Source organism: Microcoleus sp. B3-D2 (assembly GCF_036705345.1).
In the GTDB taxonomy this organism is placed as follows: domain Bacteria; phylum Cyanobacteriota; class Cyanobacteriia; order Cyanobacteriales; family Microcoleaceae; genus Microcoleus.
The window spans coordinates 1-19,057 of record NZ_JAUBUG010000103.1; the positions used below are offsets into that span (position 1 = coordinate 1).

The 19,057-nt window shown below is 46.1% G+C and carries 16 protein-coding genes and 2 pseudogenes; 5 read left to right on the top strand and 13 right to left on the bottom strand.

The window, feature by feature from the left end; translation table 11 throughout:
- Window positions 1–459, top strand: a pseudogene (locus tag QUB14_RS26210) (ISKra4 family transposase); the annotation flags it as partial.
- Here QUB14_RS26210 and QUB14_RS26215 read toward each other — a convergent pair.
- From QUB14_RS26215 to QUB14_RS26225, 3 genes are all read right to left on the bottom strand, one after another.
- Window positions 451–1,098: a hypothetical protein gene (locus QUB14_RS26215; protein ID WP_333220802.1), complete on the bottom strand. Its 648-nt coding sequence runs from the start codon at window positions 1,096–1,098 to the stop codon at window positions 451–453. The pseudogene QUB14_RS26210 and the gene QUB14_RS26215 sit on opposite strands and share 9 nt — an antisense overlap.
- Window positions 1,099–1,198: 100 nt before the next feature.
- A complete protein-coding gene (locus tag QUB14_RS26220) occupies window positions 1,199–1,801 on the bottom strand; it encodes a hypothetical protein (protein WP_333220800.1) in 603 nt (200 codons plus the stop codon).
- A gap of 92 nt (window positions 1,802–1,893) precedes the next feature.
- Window positions 1,894–2,040: a DUF1016 N-terminal domain-containing protein gene (locus tag QUB14_RS26225; RefSeq protein ID WP_333220798.1), complete on the bottom strand. Its 147-nt coding sequence runs from the start codon at window positions 2,038–2,040 to the stop codon at window positions 1,894–1,896.
- Window positions 2,041–2,756: 716 nt separating this feature from the next.
- Between QUB14_RS26225 and QUB14_RS26230 the strand changes: the two genes are divergently transcribed.
- Together QUB14_RS26230 and QUB14_RS26235 are read left to right on the top strand one after the other, a co-directional pair.
- Window positions 2,757–5,528: a DUF3536 domain-containing protein gene (locus QUB14_RS26230; RefSeq protein WP_333220796.1), complete on the top strand. Its 2,772-nt coding sequence runs from the start codon at window positions 2,757–2,759 to the stop codon at window positions 5,526–5,528.
- Between the two features lie 275 nt (window positions 5,529–5,803).
- Complete coding sequence (locus QUB14_RS26235) at window positions 5,804–6,037, top strand: ferredoxin-thioredoxin reductase variable chain (protein WP_333139898.1); 234 nt, start codon at window positions 5,804–5,806, stop codon at window positions 6,035–6,037.
- 291 nt (window positions 6,038–6,328) lie between these two features.
- Here the strand turns inward: QUB14_RS26235 and QUB14_RS26240 are convergent, their stop codons facing one another.
- The 4 genes from QUB14_RS26240 to QUB14_RS26255 form a co-directional block, all read right to left on the bottom strand.
- Window positions 6,329–6,562 carry a hypothetical protein gene (locus tag QUB14_RS26240; protein WP_333220794.1) on the bottom strand — a complete coding sequence of 78 codons (234 nt, stop codon included), beginning with the start codon at window positions 6,560–6,562 and terminating at the stop codon, window positions 6,329–6,331.
- A gap of 282 nt (window positions 6,563–6,844) precedes the next feature.
- Complete coding sequence (locus QUB14_RS26245) at window positions 6,845–7,639, bottom strand: YdcF family protein (RefSeq protein WP_333220792.1); 795 nt, start codon at window positions 7,637–7,639, stop codon at window positions 6,845–6,847.
- 182 nt (window positions 7,640–7,821) lie between these two features.
- A complete protein-coding gene (locus QUB14_RS26250; RefSeq protein ID WP_333220791.1) occupies window positions 7,822–8,148 on the bottom strand; it encodes a hypothetical protein in 327 nt (108 codons plus the stop codon).
- Window positions 8,149–8,234: 86 nt separating this feature from the next.
- Window positions 8,235–9,794, bottom strand: a complete 1,560-nt coding sequence (locus QUB14_RS26255) for an AAA family ATPase (protein WP_333220789.1) — start codon at window positions 9,792–9,794, stop codon at window positions 8,235–8,237.
- A gap of 152 nt (window positions 9,795–9,946) precedes the next feature.
- Between QUB14_RS26255 and QUB14_RS26260 the strand changes: the two genes are divergently transcribed.
- The gene (locus QUB14_RS26260) at window positions 9,947–10,963 is read left to right on the top strand and encodes an adenosine kinase (protein WP_333220787.1); all 1,017 of its coding nucleotides are present in this window, start codon (window positions 9,947–9,949) and stop codon (window positions 10,961–10,963) included.
- A gap of 375 nt (window positions 10,964–11,338) precedes the next feature.
- On the opposite strand, the gene QUB14_RS28845 is transcribed toward QUB14_RS26260, so the two are convergent.
- Both QUB14_RS28845 and QUB14_RS26270 read right to left on the bottom strand, forming a co-directional pair.
- A complete protein-coding gene (locus QUB14_RS28845; RefSeq protein WP_445243758.1) occupies window positions 11,339–11,491 on the bottom strand; it encodes a hypothetical protein in 153 nt (50 codons plus the stop codon).
- Between the two features lie 1,166 nt (window positions 11,492–12,657).
- Complete coding sequence (locus QUB14_RS26270; RefSeq protein ID WP_190661350.1) at window positions 12,658–13,638, bottom strand: ABC transporter ATP-binding protein; 981 nt, start codon at window positions 13,636–13,638, stop codon at window positions 12,658–12,660.
- 110 nt (window positions 13,639–13,748) lie between these two features.
- Here QUB14_RS26270 and QUB14_RS26275 point away from each other — a divergent pair, with 110 nt between their 5' ends.
- Window positions 13,749–13,937 (top strand): hypothetical protein, encoded by a 189-nt coding sequence (locus QUB14_RS26275; protein ID WP_190661348.1) that lies wholly within the window; start codon window positions 13,749–13,751, stop codon window positions 13,935–13,937.
- A gap of 89 nt (window positions 13,938–14,026) precedes the next feature.
- Here QUB14_RS26275 and QUB14_RS26280 read toward each other — a convergent pair whose 3' ends face one another.
- The 4 genes and pseudogenes from QUB14_RS26280 to QUB14_RS26295 form a co-directional block, all read right to left on the bottom strand.
- Window positions 14,027–14,956 (bottom strand): phosphoribulokinase, encoded by a 930-nt coding sequence (locus QUB14_RS26280; protein WP_333139879.1) that lies wholly within the window; start codon window positions 14,954–14,956, stop codon window positions 14,027–14,029.
- 236 nt (window positions 14,957–15,192) lie between these two features.
- Window positions 15,193–16,836, bottom strand: coding sequence for a GTP-binding protein (locus QUB14_RS26285; RefSeq protein ID WP_333220783.1), 1,644 nt, complete (start codon window positions 16,834–16,836; stop codon window positions 15,193–15,195).
- Window positions 16,837–17,227: 391 nt separating this feature from the next.
- Entirely contained in the window at window positions 17,228–18,655 is a 1,428-nt protein-coding gene (locus QUB14_RS26290) for an EAL domain-containing protein (RefSeq protein WP_333297389.1), read from the bottom strand.
- Window positions 18,656–18,670: 15 nt separating this feature from the next.
- Window positions 18,671–18,973 (bottom strand): annotated as a pseudogene (locus QUB14_RS26295) (response regulator); the annotation flags it as partial.
- Window positions 18,974–19,057 lie beyond the last annotated feature (84 nt).

Below are 19,057 nucleotides of genomic sequence, written 5' to 3' on the forward strand. Positions count from 1 at the left end.
AATTACTACACCCTATGTATTGCCGGTTGAGATGGTCATGCCGGAATTTGGAACATATTTAAAGAAATTGGAGACAATGAACAAAGACAAGAAATCTTAGATTGGTATCATCTGAAAGAAAATCTCTACAAGGTAGGGGGTTCAATAAAACGATTAAAATCAGCAGAAACGATGTTGTGGCAAGGCAAAGTTGATGAAGTTATAAATTTATTTAAAAACTTGAAATGTCAAGCATTTAAAACGTTTTGCAATTATTTAGAGACCCATCGTTGCCGAATAGTTAATTACCAATACTACAAAGAAGAATCCATAAGTTCGATTGGTTCGGGAACAGTTGAATCAACAATTAAACGCATTGGATTAAGGGTGAAAATATCGGGAGCGCAATGGAATATTGAGAACGTTTCCTCTATCCTTGCTCTTCGCTGTGCCTATCTCAACGGTCAACTTTCACTTTGATGTATTGGCCAAAGTGAGATGCACCCGCCTGTTGCCTGTTTCCCTGTCTTTGTCGCTAGAGCTAATCGTTCTATCAGCAATTTTGCTAAGTAACTTCCTTTGCACTGAATCACTTGCAGCTTGTGCCACAGAACGAATCTCTTGTGCCGCAGACTTAAGAGTTTCTTTGAGGAGAGCCTGATAATTATCATCTAAGTCCTCAAGTAATTTTTGTGTGTCTACGCCATAGTGCTCACATAAATAATCAAATGCTCGACAAATTTTATTTAGCTTGTCTTCAATAGTAAGGCTATCTGAACTGCTTTGAACTAGGTCAAATATTACAGAACCTAAAGGTGCTTTTCCATAATGGGTTGAAGACTGAGCGCAGGTGAGTAAATAGCCAGTTTCCTGATTATATTGTTCCGAAATAGTTGTGTGTCCTCTTGAAAATTTGGGCTGACCGAATCTTTTATGGATGCGTCGGACAAGCCCACCATTAGCATCTCTAAATTCAATCCAAGGAATTCCTACCTCAGAACCAGTAGCAAGACTCAGTAAAGGGAGAAGACCGAATGGTAGCCAGTTCGTCAATTTATCTATGTCAATGGATTCAGAGCCAACTTCCCCAACCATTACCGCTGTGATTGTACGTTGCACCTGACCAGAGTCCAGTTTTTTTTTACGTTCATTAAAATCAATTAAGGGTTCAATAAATCCCTGAGTTTCTTGGAAATTAAAGACAATTAAAGGATCCCAATTACGAAAAAAAAAAGTTCCTGACTGCTGCTATTTCTGTTGCATTATCTGCATTGTCAAGCCTGGGAATAATACGCAGGATATGGCAATCAAGCTGGGAATTTCGTTGACTAAAATCTGAGATTAAGTTAAATAGTGGAAACACCCAATATTTAGGAAGTTCAGCATTTATATTGTCAAAATATGAAGTAACTAAATAAAATTTAACTCTCGTGTTATTATCCCCGCCCAAACTAATGATAGGGTTGTAGACTATACTTCCTTGTGCGGAATAGGTTCCCTCACGAGTATTGACAGTTAAACTTTTACACGGGTTGCTTCCAAAAGGATTTGTAGAATAGAAACTACCCTCTTCCTCGGCGGGAGCTGCATTAAAGAATTCTATACAATTAAAGCTGAGGGGCTGTTCAGTATAGCAGTTTGCTACGTTCATTTCAATACTGGAATTACCAAATTCATCAAAGGAAATTTTAACCCTTCCTTCGATATATCCTTTAGGATTTTCAAACTCAGCCCGTCCTTCTCCTTCATAGTCAATGTTGGTTAAGAACCAATTGTTATGGACACCGTTATTGTTTTTATTGGAACTCATGTCATTAGTCATGGCATTTTTTATATTAAATAAATATAAATTCGAGAAAAAGCTGGGTGATTTTACCTGACGAATAACAGCACTTCAGGGGGCTTTCTCCTGATTCATTCTATCTGAGGAACTAAGAGATTTCGACTCCATCCTTGCTCGATACTATAGCGAATGTACCACTCGCGGTCAACAGGATATTTCACAGCCTCCAGAATGCGGAGATTCTGCCTCCAAGGAATTTGTGCAAGCACCTCTTGCACAAGACGATCGCCAGAAACCTACTTTTTTTTCCCACTTCGCCGTCAAATGCAGCATCTTCTCGTCCAAACCCTCCTCCTCCCCCTCCTTCCCCTCCGCCCTCACATACCTCTGAGGAGTTAAAACCTAACACTTACCGTTTTGCTTTTTTGTGGCCTTTTGACTCCGCACAAGTGTTACAACTCTTCTGGAAAGTACATTTGCAGCCAATCTGCCCCGCCCTAACCCAACTGGCCAAACTTCTCCAGAACTTAGGTAAAAAGCACCTAAAGTATGATGCCAAACTCGGGCAATACTCTTATTCTATAAATTCATCGGGCATTAAACCGATATCCACAACCGCCAAGATTTAGTGCCAAAAATTAAATCTTTCCGGCAAAAGTTGCTATTTAATGAATAAGACTTTACAATCCAGCAAGGTAAATGAAACTCTCAATGAGCAGTGCTGCAAGCACTAACCCGAAATGGGTCGCAAGTGCCAAAAAGCAGCAAAAGCTACATTTTTTAACTCTTTCAACAGCAAAGCATTGGCAAAAAACCCAGGGATCGACGGTTGGCATCTTGGAACGAATGCTTTGCTCGCAATACTACAAATGTATCAAAACTTGTCAGCCAAATTTAGTCCTAACAGATGCCTAGCTGTAACTCTTGCTGCGTAAGGTTTCAGTTTCTAATTAGGCTGGTTTTATTGTCTTTAACTACTTGAGGATTCGATCGCATGGTTTCGATTTCTACTACTCAATCCGATGTGCTGCCTTTGTCTTCGCCAACCGTAACGGCTGCAACCCAAACCAGTGTGGCAGCAGCAACTGGGGTCTGCGTGACGGTTCACGGTCACTTTTACCAGCCACCCCGGGAAAACCCTTACCTGGACGCGATCGAACGCCAAGCCAGCGCCTCTCCAGCCCATGACTGGAACGAACGCATTGACATCGAGTGCTACCGCCCGAACGCCTTTGCCCGCATACTCAACGATCGCGGCGAAGTCGCGGGGATCGTCAACAACTACGAGTATATGAGCTTCAACATCGGGCCTACACTGATGAGCTGGCTCGAACGCTACGATGCGGAAGTCTACCAGCGGATTCTGGAGGCCGATCGCAAAAGCTGTCAGCGACTCAACGGTCACGGCAACGCGATCGCCCAAGTATACAATCACATCATCATGCCCCTCGCTAACGAGCGAGACAAATACACCCAAATTCGCTGGGGGATCGCAGATTTTCGCTCCCGGTTCGGTCGCGATCCCGAAGGAATGTGGCTCGCCGAAACCGCCGTAGACTACGCCACCCTCGAAGTTTTAGTAGCTGAAGGCATCCGTTTCATTGTCTTAGCCCCCTCCCAAGCCGAACGCTGCCGCCCGCTAATCGGGCAAAACCACGAAGGGGAAGCAGGGCATAATTCCGAATGGCACGAAGTCGGCGGGGGTCAAATCGATCCGACTCGCCCGTACCGCTGCTATTTGAAGCCGGAAATGCGGTTGATGGCTGACCACCAACTCTCGCCGCTGAGCACTCACTATTTTGGCCGCCAGCACTCCCAAAATTCCGAAGCCCCACCTGCCAACACTCCTTACATTGATATCTTTTTCTACGACGGCCCGATCTCGCGGGATATGGGCTTCAATGACGTTCTCAGCAGCAGCCACCACTTGGCCGGGCGCTTGGGTCAAGCAGTACGGGGAGACCACCGACCGGCTCAATTAATCTGCGTGGCGACGGACGGCGAAACTTTCGGCCACCACAAAAACAGTACCGAAAAATGCCTCGCCTACGCCTTTACAGAAGAGTTTCCCCGCCGAGGCTGGACGGTGACGAATTTTGCTCATTATTTAAGTCAAAATCCGAGCGCTTGGGAAGTTGAACTCAAACCCGTGACGGCCTGGAGTTGCTCTCACGGGGTCGATCGCTGGCAAGATGATTGCGGCTGCGGTGGTGGCGGCGGATGGCACCTCAAATGGCGCCGCCCTCTGCGGGATACTCTCAATTGGCTGCGCGATCGGCTGATTCCGATTTATGAAGAAGCGGGGCGCAAGCTGTTGAGCGATCCCTGGAAAGCCAGAGATGAATATATTGAGGTTATCCGGGATCGATCGCCCAGTAATGTTGACAGTTTCCTTCAACGCCATCAAGTGCGCGAACTCGATGCCTCCGAACAGGTGGACGCCCTGCGGCTGCTGGAAATGCAGCGCCACGCCCTGTTAATGTTCACTAGCTGCGGCTGGTTTTTTGAAGAAATCTCGCGGCCAGAAGGCGTGCAAATTCTGCGCTACGCGGCTCGGGCGCTGGAATTGGCGGCCGAAGTTACCGGCATCCAGCTAGAAAAGGATTTTGTCGCTCAACTAGCCCTCGTACCCAGCAACGTTGACTGTTTTAAAACAGGGGCAGAAGTTTACCGCCAACTGGTGGTGACAGCCCAAATTAGTCTCAGACAAGTGGCCGCCCACTACGCAATCAGTTCTCTGTTTGCCAAATTTCCCCGCGAAGAGCGAGTTTACTGCTATCAGGCCGAGCAGGAAGATTTCCAAATTCAGCGCATGGGCTCGATGACTCTGGCTGTGGGTCAATTGCAGTTAACCTCGGAAATTACGCGCGAAACAGAGGTTTTTGTGTTTGCTGCGTTGCACCTCGGCGGCTGGGACTTCCACTGCTGCATTCAGCCTTTTGGCAGCCGCCGGTCTTACACTATGCTCAAAGAGCGGTTGTTTGGAGTTATGCAAGAAGCTTCGGCGTCCCACGCGATTCTGGAAATGGTGCGCCTGTTTGGGGATCAGTCCTTTAGCTTGCGGGATTTATTTGCGGAGGAACGCCACCGGATCGTGCAGTTGCTGAGTCAGGAAAATTTGACTCGGTTGGATCAGCTTTACACTCAGGTTTACCGGGAAAATTACGGGGTGATAATGGCGTTCCACCGCGACGATCTGCAGGTACCCGTAGAGTTGCAGGTGGCTGCTGAGGTGGCTTTGGGACACCGCTGTTTGACGGCGGCCAAGGCCCTGGAACTGGAAACGGAGGACGCGGAGGCGCTGCTGGCCGAAATTGAGGCGATCGCCACTGAAAGCGGCCATCTCCGCTGTCGGTTGAACGTTCCCGAAGTCAAGGAAATTTTGGAAAGGCTGGTTTGGCGCTCGCTAGACACGCTGCTGCAAGCTGGAGCGGGCATGGAGGATCGCTCGCCTGTCACTTTAGAAGCTGATATCCGCACGATCGAGCGTTTGATTGCCGTGGGCGATCGGCTGAGTCTGGGTTTGTGTCTGGATCGATCGCAGGAACTGTATTTCAATTCTCTCTACAGTCAAATTGTGCCTCTGTGTTTGGGCTGGCTGCAACTGCAAGAGGTGTCGGCGGGCGACAGTGTGGTCGCTGCCGTTGCTTTGGGAATTGCAGGTTCCGGCGCCGGCTGGGACTTGCCTTCGATCCGGCAGTTGCTGGAGTTGGGTCAAACCTTGGGCGTTGATGTTGAGTGTTGGTTAAATCAGTTAAGTAAATAGTTTCCTGATTAGCCAAATCAATTCCCGCCCTTGAGAATCCGCCCGATCGGGGTTTAAATCCCGATCGGGCCTGCAGGATCAACCGAGGATCGATCGGCATGGAGGCTTCCCGGGCTCGCGGCTGGCGATCGAAGCACCGACAGAACACCGACAAGTTTCTTTGAGTTTTCGCTGTACTTGTGTGGGAAGATAAAAAGACTGTCCGCAAAGCCTACAGGTGTTCTGCACCAGTAGGCTTTGCAGAGTTTTGAAGAGAGAAAACTAAATTTAAGTCTATGAAAGTTGGCGATCGCGTTTGCATTAAAAACTCTGTTGTTGTCTACCACCACCCTGAAAATCGCAGTAAACCATTTGATATTAAGGGTATGGAAGGAGAAGTCGTGGCGATCGTTCACGAATGGCACGGCCGACCTGTCAGTGCCAATTGGCCGGTTCTAGTTCAGTTTGACAAAAAATTTCGAGCTCACCTGAAAGAGGATGAGGTCGAATTGATATCTTCGGAAGTCTAGCTGTCTCCAAAGTTGAAGCCGGAGCTCAAAGACAATATCCAATCCGGTCAGTCGATTTTAGATTTTAGATTTTAGATTTTAGATTTACTCCACAGATGAATCTGGAAGCTTGAACGATGGTCTAAAATTTTGGGCTGATCACTACTCCTGTCGGAAAGCAATTATCGGTTTTTGGGCGGGGGCCCTATAACTGTTGTAGAGTTTGTAGTGAGGAGTTCAGTTTTTTCTGTGGCTTTTAGTCGATCGGCGGGACTAAAGCCCTTACTACAAACCACCTTTTTTGTTCACTCCTTAATTTTTCGACCGTCCCCGGCTGAACCAGCCGAAGATATTCAAATCTCCCTGCATTTTCTGCAATTCCTGCTGATGCTGCTTGGCTGTAGCGTAATACCACTGGCAGTGAAGTTGTAGTTCTTGACGGTACTTAATTTCGTCGTAAAACTCGCGGACAATTTGATGTCTCTGAAAAATTTCGGCCGCGGGAGTCGGTTCTGGGGCAATGTTTTGCAACTCGTGGGGCAGCATGATTGTTTGGGGGCGACTGTGGCTAATATTTGCTGTAATGACTTTAAGCTAACACACTCAATCAATTTTGGATTTTAGATTTTATATTTTATATTTGAGATCGTATCCGTTTGATTTGGAATCTTATCTGATGAAGTTTTGTAGGGGCCGGTTCGCCCAGATATTTGATAAGTATAGACAAATTATATAAACCCCCCCGCCCCTATAATTGCGATGCAACGGGATTTGATATTAGTTTAAATTATTCAATCCAAAATCCAACATCTAAAATCTAAAATTCTGTTAAAGCCATCCCCGCAGACGATAAACGATTAAGCCGATGTATTCTTTCAAAGCTTTAGTTGACTGGTTTAACTGATAGGTGTCCGGCAATAAATCCAAGGCGACTGCTTGCCAATTGCTTTGGGATGCTGCGATATCCTGCTGGGTTATCTGAAAGTCTGTTGGTGCGGCAATTGCTTTTATTCCCTGACGCTGGAAAATTAAGAGCGATCGAGTCATGTGCATCGCCGATGTCACTAGCAAAACCGGCCCTTTTATAGCTTTAGCATCTAAAATTTTCCGCACGTTGACGGCATTTTGATAAGTGTTGTGTGAATCGGGGTCTTGCAGAATTGCTGATGCCGGTACACCCATTGTTTGGGCAATTTCTGCCATGTCTGCCGATTCAGGAGGCCCGCCACCTTTCCAATCTACTCTACCCCCGCTGAGAATTAGCAGGGAAGCTTTGCCTTGCTTGTAAAGTCGGGAACCATAGATTATGCGATCGCCCGCTTCCGCTAATTCTACCCAAGGACGGGGAGGTAAAGCTGCTTTGACACCGCCGCCCAAGACGATAATCGCTTCAGCTTGGGGGAGTTCGGCGGTTGGTAAGTTTTGCCATTCGAGCGATCGAACTAATGATTTTGCAACCCAACCGCTACTTCCTAGCAGTAAAATAATTAGAGCCGCAGCAATTGGCGCCGCCGCCCATTTGGGACGCTTCCAAAGTGTGATTAAAGCCGCCATCATTAACAGGCAACTCAACCCCAAAGGATAAATAAACAGCGGCAGGAGTTTCGACAGAAATACAAACATTCAGCAACTAATTCAAATTGCTAGTTAGCGGTAATGGGTAATTGGTAATGGACTATCGTTACTTGCTAATCTGTAATTAGTAATTTAGGTCGCGGGAGTTGTTAATTTTTAGTATTGAGGTTTGAATTGTGAACTCTTTAAACTTAAAGCTTAAAACTCAATACTAAAAACTATTTTCGGTGCTAGCGACGATCCTCTGGCCCAGACAACCAGTCGAACAATGTAGGAGCTTCACGCCTAGAGGTTTTGCTATATAATTTGCTCTCGGTTTCCACTACTTCTTTATTGAGGATAGCATCCGAGGTTTTATCCTTGGAACGCATATTCGGGTTGAGTAGTAGTTCGTTGTGCCACCAAGCGACAATTAAACCTGCTGCCACACCGCCAATGACACCAAGACCGAGACTCACGGGCAGGCTACATCCTACTAAGCGAAACCCAACGGTAAACAACACAAACCATATCAGCGCGGGGTTAAACCCCTTGGAGTCTCCGGTAAATTTTGGCATGAGCTGCAAGTTGTGTTTGTAATAACACAGAAAGATATTGACAATATTAGCAGACAATCAAATTCGCAAGGGCGATCGCTCTGCAACTACTCTCCACAAATCACGTTTAATTGTACCTCTAAGTCTTGCGCGGTATCTACAATCTTTACAGAAATTTGCTCTAATTCTGTACAAGGTTCAAAAGCTGCTTGCTGCGAACTCAATAGTTCGGCTGTCGCGTCGGCAATATCGCCCCTGCGCTGTTGCAGTCGTTCTCGCAATACTTCAATTGGTGCGGTGCAGTAAATAATTTGCAGGGGCAAGCCGTGGGATTGAGCCCGATCAATCGCATCGGTTCTCAAGTTTTGGCGATCGAACTTTGCATCTAAAATCACATCCCAACCTCGGTCAGCCAGCACTATCCCCAACTCTAACAATCTACCATAAGTCTGTGCCGTCATTTCATCCGAGTACAAATCTTGCCCGCCGCGTTCATTTAAAGGAATTCCGCCTAAATGCTTGCGAACAGCATCGGATCGAATGTGAATTGCCCCTGTACGGCGAGCCAAATATCGAGCCGCTGTACTCTTGCCAGAACCCGACAAACCCGACATCAAAATTAACTTTCCCCGGCGCGGTTTTGTGTATTGCCAAGCCTGTTTATAGTAATGAGCTGCTGTTTGTGAAATCTCTGCTTTTTGGGCAGTTGAAATAGCGGCATCGTCCAACATTAACGAAGTTACTTTTGCTCTAACATAAGCTTGACGGCTCAAATACAGAGGCAACAGTTGCAGTCCTTCCCAATCCCCTGTTTGTTCGATGTAAGTATTGAGAAAAGCATTGCCTAAGTCTCTGCGCCCTCGCGATTCCAAATCCATTACTGTAAAAGCGACATCGTACATGACATCAACAAAGCGAAAAGGCTCGTTAAATTCAATGCAGTCGAACAGCAATATTTTATCTTTCCAGAATGCTATATTCCGCAAGTGCAAATCTCCGTGGCACTCGCGAATTTTATTCTTGGCAATCCGCAGCTTAAATAACTCTTGATTTTCCGCAAAAAACGCATCACTATAATTTTTAGTTTCCTCATATTGTGTCTGAGTCTGCGGCCCGCCGATATATTTTTGGGAAATCAGGTAATTGTTGTCTATTGCAGTCCGAATCTGACTGACTTCGCCAAATGTCCGAATATAGCTATTACTAATTGCCGTGCTGTGAAAGTTGGCAACTTCCCGCCCTAAGTCTGCCATAAGTTGCTCGGTCAACATTCCGCGTTCCAATAAACTAAGCAACAGCGAATCTTGAGGAAATTCCCGCATTTTCAGCACGTATTCTACAGCAATTTCGACCGAATTTATAGCAGGTACCTTGCTGGAAAAGTGAAACGAATCGCCTATTTGCACAATTGCCAAAACTTCCAGATAAATTTCGGCTGCTGTACGCTGATTCATTTGCAATTCTTGATTGCAAAAATGCTGTCTCTTCTCCAAGGTTGAATAATCGAAAAACCCAAAATTAACGGATTTCTTGATTTTGTAAACATAGTCTCCTGTGAGGAGAACAAAGGAGGCATGAGTCTGAATTAGCTGCACTGGTTCTGTCACCCCGTGCGGGTAAAACCCGGGCTGCAACATTTGCTGAATCAGAGGTGGGAGACAAGTCATAGCGATTTTAGATTTTGGATTTTGGATTTTAGATTGGGGATTTTGGATTTTGAATTTTAGATTTTAAGTTGGGGACTTTAGATTGGGAGTGGGGATGTTGACTTTAATCCGATTTATTATAGAGTTGATAGTTAGTGTAAAAAAAAGCAGCGATGACAGAAAATAATCAAGAATCTGGTTCAGTGGATGTGTTTGGCGTGGGAAATGCCCTGGTAGACATCCTAGCATTGGTAGAAGATGAATTTGTACTCGCTCACGGGCTGAATCGCGGCGGGATGACGCTGATGAATTCGGAAACCCAGGGGGGTATTTTGCACGATTTAGAGCACAATTCGCTGCAAATGCGATCGGGCGGTTCGGCGGCAAATACGATGATTGGTTTGGCTCAGAGCGGCGGTAAAGCGTATTATTCGGGGAAGGTTGCTAAGGATACTAACGGCGAATTTTATCGGCAAGATTTGCTGGCGGCGGGGATTGATTTTAACGTGCATCCTGCTGAGTCGTCGCAGGAGCCTACGGGTACTTGTGTTGTGCTGACTACGCCGGATGCGGAACGCACGATGTGTACTAATTTGGGTGTTTCTACTACTCTGGCGGCGACTGATATTGATGTCGATCGCCTGAGTCACTGCAAATACAGTTATGTCGAGGGTTATCTTTGGGATGCTCCCGATCCGAGAAAGGCTAGCATTGAGACGATGGAACAGTCTAAGCGTCTGGGTGTGAAGGTGGCTTTTACTTTTTCGGATGGCTTTTTAGTCGATCGCTTTGCTGATGATTTTCACAAGGTGGTTTCGGAATATTGCGATGTAATTTTTTGCAATGCTGATGAAGTTCGGAGCTTTTTTAAGGAGGAATCTTTGGAAGAGTGCGCTCGGAAAATTAGCGAGATTTCGGATTTGGCTTTTATCACTAATGGGGATAAAGGCTGCATGGTGGTGGAGAACAAACAGATTGTTGATGTGGCGGGATTTCCGGTAAAGGCGATCGATACTGTGGGTGCTGGGGATGCTTTTGCGGGCGGTGTTTTGTTTGGAATTACTAATGGTTTGAGTTCTGTACAAGCGGCGCGCTGGGGCAATTATTTGGCTTCTAGGGTGGTGCAGATTCACGGGCCGCGGCTTGAGGGTTCTCAGGCTCATCTTTTGAGTGAGGTGATTTCTGGTTAGGAATTGAAATGGGCGATCGCACTTTTTGTCGTAAGGGCGATCGCACTTTTTTGCACCGCAGATGAAGGCGGATGAACGGGGATGAACGCAGATGGGAGAAGGGTAATTTATATGTATCAAAAAAAATGATAGAGTTTTTCTCAGAAAGATGAGGTACAATAACAGCAGTGAGTAAACCAATTCCAAATATTTTCTGATGTAACTTCATTAAATGCAAAGTTTATCGCTTTTCCTAACTCTTGATAATTAGTCGTCTTGATAAAACGGAAAATATTTTTAAGTTTTGACCATAAATTTTCACGGTTGTGAGAAATCCGGCGAATATGGCGACAAATATATTAATTTTGCCCCTGGCTTTTTGATGGCTTTTTCTATTTATTCTCCGGTATGAATAGTACAATTATCCATCACTACACAAACCGCTTTCCATGATTTTGGTACGAGCTTTCGGATGATAATAGCCTCAAATGTCATTGCATCGGTTGTACCTGTTAAATTGACTGATGTTAGGGCTTCATTAACCGATATGGCTCCAATTATTGAGACATTATCAGAGGAATTAGCGGAAATGGGCGATCGCTATTCTGGACATCCCAAAGCGTTACAACTCGTCGCAGCTTGGATTCGAGACGATACCGAGTTTCAGGGAAATGTCGGGAATTTTCTACACAATAGAGACTGGTTGCTGATTCGAGATATTGAAAGAGCGATCGATGAAATGATAGCGCGTCTCAGCGACGGCGAGCAAACTTGTCTCAGCCGAATTTCTGTCTATCAAACTTCAGAATATCCGCTATCTTTTTCAGGGATTAGCGCTCAAATGCCAGAAGTTAGCAAGTATGAACTGAAAGAAAATATTATTCAGGCACTCAAGCGCCGACAATTGCTATATTATGATCGCCACTTTAAATCCTATCAGTTGCACCCCCTAGTCCGAGAAAAGGGCGAGTACCTACTAAGTCAACCTCCCGAAAATCTCCGTACCGCCCACAGCCAAGCCTATCACTATTATATCAACATTCCCCTCAAACCTTAATCAGAATGGCAAGAAATCGAGGATATTAAGCCCCTAATCAGAGCGCACTATCATGCTTCTCAAGCAGGACATTTAGATGCGGCCAATGCGATTATTTCTGAAGTCTATGAGTATTTGCGGCAGTGGAATTGTGCAGAGTTAGTATGTGTAAATCTACAGTTGCCCTTGTTAACGGAAGTAAAAAACATTAGCATTTAACACGCGGGCAAGATGCCCACCCCACAATAAACTTGATGTGCTGTGGAACGGGCATCTTGCCCGTTTTCTTATTATTAGTCAGGGCGGGCAAGATGCCCACCCCACAAGAAATTTGATCTGTTGTGGAACGGGCATCTTGCCCGTTTTCTTATTAGTTTGGGCGGGCAAGATGCCCAACCCACAATAAACTTGATGTGCTGTGGAACGGGCATCTTGCCCGTTTCTATAGTCAGGGCGGGCAAGAGGCCCAACCCACAATAAAGTTGATCTACTGTGGAACGGGCATCTTGCCCGTTTCTATAGTCAGGGCGGGCAAGATGCCCAACCCCTACTCCCCACAATAAGTTTGATGTATAGCAATCCTAAATGAGTCGTAAATTTTTGACCCCACCCCAACCCTCCCCTTATCAAGGGGAGGGAGTAAGAAATTCACAAATGATTTAGGATGGCTATAGAGACTTCAACTACTAGAATAAATCCCTCTTTCTTGCAGTTGCTGCATAAAAAACTCTTCCAAACTCGGCTTAGCCAAATTCATCCCAATTAGCTGCCCTCCCGTACCGCTCAGACTAGAAAGAAACTCCTTCGGATCGCCCTGCAAATGACCGTACCACAAATCATTATCAACTTCCATATCCGGTATCCATTTTTTCAGGATATTCAAGTGGCCGCCCCTACCTTCAACCCGGTAAGTTTCAGTATTACCTAGGATTTCGTCGATCGCACCAATGCAGATTAACTCACCCTTCGCCAAAATTGCCACTCGATCGCAAATCTTCTCCACATCAGACAATATATGCGAATTAAAAAAAATTGTTTTTCCTTGATTTTTCAGAGATAAAATTATCTCCCGCATCTGATAGCGTCCCATCGGATCTAAACCAGACATCGGCTCATCCAAAAATACCACATCTGGATTGTTAATCAAAGCTTGAGCCATGCCGATCCGTTGCAGCATTCCCTTAGAATACTGGCGCAACTGTTTTTTAATTGCCGCCGATTTAGATAGCCCAACTAAGTCTAGCAAATTCGGAATTCGCTGTCGCTGAATTGAGGGGGGAATTTCAAACAAGCCCGCCGCAAATTGCAAGAATTCCCAGCCGGTGAGATAATCGTAAAAATAGGGATTTTCTGGCAAATAGCCGACTCGCTGCTTCACGGTGCGATCGCCCAAAGGCCTCCCCAACAGCAGCGCCCTGCCAGAAGTCGGCCGTACTATACCCAGCAAAGTTTTCAGCAGCGTAGTTTTCCCCGCTCCATTTTGCCCTAATAACCCGAAAGTTTCCCCCTCAGAGACAGTCAGAGTGCAATTTTTGAGCGATTCAATTTTTTCATTCATCCAGAAGCCGGTACGGTAGAACTTCCCCAGATTAAATGTTTCCACCACTGGGGTAGCTCCGGGCATCTCGGTGAAAGTTGGCGCATCTATAAGAGGTTCCATTTTTGTCAGAGAAATAACTAGCACCTGATTATATTCTATTGCATAAGTTAAGTAATAATTGCTGTTTTTAATGTTAAACTAATATTAGCTGTACTTAAAATTGGCAGAATATGGATCGTTCAAAAATTATTGCTATTATCACTGGGGTGATTTCTATAATTTTAGCAGTTGCCTACCTGCTGCTCGTCACCCTCCTCGACTTCCGAGGCGAAATGGTGCCCGCACCTCAAAGTCAGTTGCCAGTCTCCATGCCAATTCAGCAATTAGGCACTGCCAACCCGACTTTGCGAGTACATTAGTTATTGGTTATTGGTTATTGGTTATTAATCATTGCAATAGCAACTAAGAACTAACAACCAACAACTGCCAACTAACAACTAACAACTAACTAATACACATGAATGGCTTTCATCATGTGATATGCAACTAGCAACTGCGTCAAAGCTAGCGGGTAACTTTGCAAAACTTCGCCAGTTGTGCCGATCAGTTTGCCAATTTCCGGGTTGCCTTGGGCGGTGCAAAATCCCCGCAGGTGTGGCAACTCACTGCACAAAAGCATTTCTAGTTCGTTTACTTGCTCGCTGGTAGCGTGGGAGTCTACTTCCAAAACGTCAACAGGTTTGCCCATATCCCGATCGAGTCCCAAGCGAATTGCAGGTTGAAAACTCTCGCTGCCTCGACCTAAAATTTCAGTAAAATCAGGGTGAGGAATTGTCGGTCTGAGCACTAAACGCACGCTCAAATCGGATTGATTGTCCGCTTCTGGCGGGTAAAAACTAACTACAACGTCGGCCGATTTGCGCTGAGGGCGAATGAAGTCTTCAGAGTCCGGTTCCCGTTTTTTTATTTCTGCAAGCACCTGTTCTTCAGTATAGCCGCGCTTCATAATATCGCGCTTAACTTTCCACTGAGTTCGCAACTCTTCGGGAGGAGCAAGATACACTTTTACGTCGTAAGAATCGCGGATTGTTCGAGTTGCGTAACCTAGCAAACCTTCAACTATGACAAATTTGCTGGGCTTGATGTATTCCGGCGGGTCGAATGTACCTGTCGTGTGGTTGTAGATGGGTTTGAGAATTGCTTGTCCGGTACGAAGCAGGCTGAGGTGCTGCTGCATGATGTCGAGGTAATTGCAGTCGGGATGCAATGCTGTGATTCCGATTTCGGCCCGCTGCTTTCTGTCGTAGCGGTGATAGTCGTCAGTGCAAATCACCGTGACATTTTCTGGCCCCAATACTTGGGCAATTCCCCGCGTGAGGGTGGTTTTGCCCGCTGCGCTATCTCCGACAATACCGAGAATAATTGGTCGATCGCTCATTGTTTTTACCCGGACGCACAATAGCAAATTTTGTTGTGAATCTTCAATTTTATCAAAATTGTGTTCCATCCGATCGCTCGGTTTGACTTGATCCCCCCCGGAGTCTCTCCCATGTGTAAAATTTTTGTAAAACTTCTTAATAAAATTCAACAAAGCATACTCAGGGAACATCTCATTGAACGATCGTAATTACCCAATTCTCAATTCCCTGTATGCCCAATTCCCTGTTTGGCCCATTACCACTCATCCTTTCGTTTGTTGCTGTGGGTTTCCCAATCGTCGTCTTGCGGCCGCTGATACAATGCTTCTGGTTCTATTTCTGATTCCAATTCGGCTGACATTTCTAATTCTGGTTCCGATTCTTGCTGATAAATATTCAGAGGTTCGACAACGCGGGCGATCGCATCTTTGACAAATGCTTTGACAAACTCGTCTTTCCTATTTAACTGAAACTGCCTTTGCACGACTTCGGCGATGCCGCCGTCGCCCCAATCTTGGTCATGGCGGAAATATTCAATAAAACTTTTACCGGCAATTCGGGTTAAATAAGCCGCACTGACTGCTTGAATTGCTTTGCCCAGTACAAACCCCGCTACGCTTAACTGCAAAGCCCTTGACACTACTTGAATTACGCCTTCAACTATTCCCAAACTTGCTAGGGTTTTTGCTAGAGACAATGCCAATTCTTTCGCGCGATCGATATTTAATTCGCAGCCGTAAATCTTGGCAATTTCTACTACCATTTGAGCGTTAACTGCTGCTGTCGCTAACAAATCCACAACTGGCAAAGGCGTTACGGCAATTACTCCGGCTCCGAGCCACTGAAATCGCTCTACTGCCTTATCAGCTTGCCGCCTTCTTTGAGCATCAATTAACTTGCGCGCTTGGTCTCCCAAGTGCTGAGATTGCAGCAAAATATTGTCCGCAATTAAGTCTTCGCCTTCAGCTCGCAAAATCGCAGCGACGCGCCGAATTAATGGCATAATATCCGGGTCGGGCTGAAAAATTGTGCCGTCTTCTAGTACAACTTTTTGTGGATTGGCGCTAATGGCTACTACATCCATTGCTGATACAAAACCTTTGACTCGCTGCCGCAGCCGATCGAGAATTTCATCTCTGTCGGTGTCGGGATAAAGGTCAACTTTATTAAAAACCACGATCGACCTTTTGCCAATTTCCGCCAAAGTCCGCAGCGGTTCGTACTCGGATTTGCGTAAATCGCCGTCCAAAACAAATAAGATCAAATCTGCCCTCGCCGCCAACTGCCTCGCCAATTCTTCTCTGTAAGTCCCCGCAACTCCCGCTTCCAAGATACCTGGGGTATCAGTAATTGCTAATTCTCGATCGATTCCTTTCAATTTCAGAGTGTAAGTTTCGCCAACTTCGGTAGTTCCCATCGGCGCGCCCACCTGTCCCGCCATCCGCCCCACCAGCGCATTCACAGCGGAAGTTTTGCCCGCAGAACCGGTGCCGAAAACAACTACTCGAACGCTGCCCCTAGCCATGCTAGCTTCAATTTCGCGGGCTCTCAACAGCAAAGCTTGCCGCGCTACTTCATCTTGAATGCGATCGACTTGTTGCCTGATTGCTTTGAGATTTTCCGAAGCTGCTTCACTTTTGACAACAGGAACCTTCGGAGTAATCGGCCGTTTTCCCTTAACTTTCTGAGGGCGTTGCAGCAGCCTAAAATAATAAACCAGCGCAAAAATTAGGGTTCCCAAAAGTACAATTATCAGGAAAATCAGCAAATTAGCCAGCAGCGGAGAAGCAGACCACGCAACTTGACTGTAAAGCCCTGTTAAGGAACTCACCAGCCCAATAATCAGCCCCAAGGCGAGGCAGAAAGCAGCAATTAAGGTTAACAGGCGCGGCAAAGGCATGAGGGGAGTGGCAAATAAAAGGGTTATGCTTTGATTTTTACATGACCCCGATAGTCATCAGTCATTGCAAATCTAAAATCTAAAATCTAAAATCTAAAATGGCGCAGCGCCCCATCGTACTGCGCCAACCCGCAAATCCCGATTCTGTGCGACTGCGGGCGCGATTTGCGGGGTTTTAGTGGTGGCGGGTGCAGATTTGTGCGATCGGGCCGGAGTCTGCAATTGTCGCTTGCACGATAGTCAACAATCACGGACGGTGCAACCGGAATCGATATGATACCAATTTAATGTGAAGTTGCACATATCTCGATTAACTTTAATGGTTGTCTCTGGTGAGGAGAATTTCAGCGCATTATCAACTAATTGATAGACAATCCAAGACTTTCAGATTTTACAGATCTAGAAAATCACTTAGGATTGCTATAGCAGATTGGTTAAAGCCACCGCTGCGATCGCTTTTGAGATAAATTCTTTCAATTTCAGCCCCCGTGAGGGGTTTAGAAAATAAATAACCCTGTCCAAATTCACAGCCCAGTTGTTGGAGGCACTGAAGTTGCTGAGTCGTTTCAAGTCCTTCGGCAATGACCGCAAGTTCGAGTTGATTACTCAGAGTAATAATGGTGTTAACGACTTGATAGTTGCGATTTCCTGCTTGGATCTGATTGACAAAAGAGCGATCAATTTTGAGGTTATTCACTGGAAAACAGTGCAATTGACCCAGGGAAGAATACCCCGTGCCAAAGTCATCAATGCTGATCTGAATTTGCCGCGATCGCAATTGTTCAGTCAGCGCGATCGCCTTCTGAGCATTGTCCACGATCGCACTTTCGGTAATTTCCAGTTTCAGGTGAGCGGGGTTGACGGCGGTTTCTGCCAAAACCCGATCGATATCAGCCAAGAGGGTGGGGCAAGTAAATTGCCGCACAGAAAGGTTCACGCTCATGGTTAACTGCGTCCAGCCCCGTTGATGCCATGCACGCAGTTGCTGACACGCCTGCTTCAACACCAGCATCCCGACGGGCACAATCAGCCCTGTTTCCTCCATGCAGGGGATAAATTCTCCTGGTAAAACCATGTCTCGATCCGGATGCTGCCAGCGTACCAGTGCTTCAAATCCAACGACATTTTGGGTTTGAAGATTCACAATCGGCTGGTAGTAGGTGACAAACTCTTGATGTTCCAGCGCTCGCTGTAAATCATTTTCCAGCGTCAGGCGGTTCAGCATTGCCAAAGACATCTGGCGATCGAAGATTTGATAGCAACCTTTACCTCGAAGTTTAGCTTTGTACATTGCCGTATCAGCATCTTGCAAGGGTTCTTCCGGTTGTTGATAAACACTACTGCCTAGAGCAATGCCGATACAAGCAGTCATAAAGAGTTCGCAATCGGCAACCACAAACGATGTGTCAAAGCCCCGTAGAATAGCTTGGATAAATGGTTCAAGGGCGATCGCACCATCAATTTGGTGCAGCAAAAAGCAAAACTCATCCTCACCCATACGCGCTAACACGTCGCCGGGGCGCAGATGATGCTGTAACCGTTCTGCGATGGCGATCAGCAATTGATTGCCAATAGCGTAGCCAAAGGAACCATTCACCAGTTTGAACCGATCGCAGTCTAGATAAACTACCGCAAAGGAGGATTCCCCAGCTTGTAAAACCTCAGCCAACTTCTGAAGTAAGAAAGTCCGACTGGGTAGCGTTGTGAGCGCATCCTGAAAAATCATGGTTTGCAACTGGGCGGTTCGCTGTTGCACCGTTGCTTCTAATCGGGCATTGAAGGTTACTAATTGCTGATATTGTCGATGGATGCGTAACATCGATCGCACCCTTGCTGTTAACTCCAAGCGATTCACGGGCTTGCTGATAAAGTCATCCGCCCCAGCCGTCAAACATCTTGCGAGCTCCGTTTTGGTTGTCAGGGCGGTCACCATAACGATCGGCAGAGCTTCCCATTTGGGCATAGCTTTAATGCGTTGACAAACTTCAATGCCATCCATCCCTGGCATCATCACATCCAGCAAAATCACATCTGGCTCAAAGATGTTTAAGGAATCGATCGCTTCTTGCCCGCTGGCAGCGTAATGCAATTGATAGTCTTGATCGTTGAAGAGAGTTTCAATCACATCAAAATTATCAGGTTCGTCTTGATACTCCCGAGCCCTAAAGGGACGGGGATTCTTGAAGAGTCCAGATACGAACTTTCAAAGGCGAAATCAAAG

Bases quoted from the DNA above. Each gene is read 5' to 3' on its own strand.
- QUB14_RS26280 (WP_333139879.1), bottom strand. From the start codon at position 14,956: ATGAGCGATCGACCAATTATTCTCGGTATTGTCGGAGATAGCGCAGCG.
- QUB14_RS26250 (WP_333220791.1), bottom strand. From the start codon at position 8,148: ATGCCAAAATTTACCGGAGACTCCAAGGGGTTTAACCCCGCGCTGATA.
- QUB14_RS26270 (WP_190661350.1), bottom strand. From the start codon at position 13,638: ATGGAACCTCTTATAGATGCGCCAACTTTCACCGAGATGCCCGGAGCT.
- QUB14_RS26220 (WP_333220800.1), bottom strand. From the start codon at position 1,801: ATGACTAATGACATGAGTTCCAATAAAAACAATAACGGTGTCCATAAC.
- QUB14_RS26245 (WP_333220792.1), bottom strand. From the start codon at position 7,639: ATGTTTGTATTTCTGTCGAAACTCCTGCCGCTGTTTATTTATCCTTTG.
- QUB14_RS26240 (WP_333220794.1), bottom strand. From the start codon at position 6,562: ATGCTGCCCCACGAGTTGCAAAACATTGCCCCAGAACCGACTCCCGCG.
- QUB14_RS26285 (WP_333220783.1), bottom strand. From the start codon at position 16,836: ATGCCTTTGCCGCGCCTGTTAACCTTAATTGCTGCTTTCTGCCTCGCC.
- QUB14_RS26290 (WP_333297389.1), bottom strand. From the start codon at position 18,655: ATGTTACGCATCCATCGACAATATCAGCAATTAGTAACCTTCAATGCC.
- QUB14_RS26275 (WP_190661348.1), top strand. From the start codon at position 13,749: ATGGATCGTTCAAAAATTATTGCTATTATCACTGGGGTGATTTCTATA.
- QUB14_RS26235 (WP_333139898.1), top strand. From the start codon at position 5,804: ATGAAAGTTGGCGATCGCGTTTGCATTAAAAACTCTGTTGTTGTCTAC.
- QUB14_RS26230 (WP_333220796.1), top strand. From the start codon at position 2,757: ATGGTTTCGATTTCTACTACTCAATCCGATGTGCTGCCTTTGTCTTCG.
- QUB14_RS26260 (WP_333220787.1), top strand. From the start codon at position 9,947: ATGACAGAAAATAATCAAGAATCTGGTTCAGTGGATGTGTTTGGCGTG.
- QUB14_RS26255 (WP_333220789.1), bottom strand. From the start codon at position 9,794: ATGACTTGTCTCCCACCTCTGATTCAGCAAATGTTGCAGCCCGGGTTT.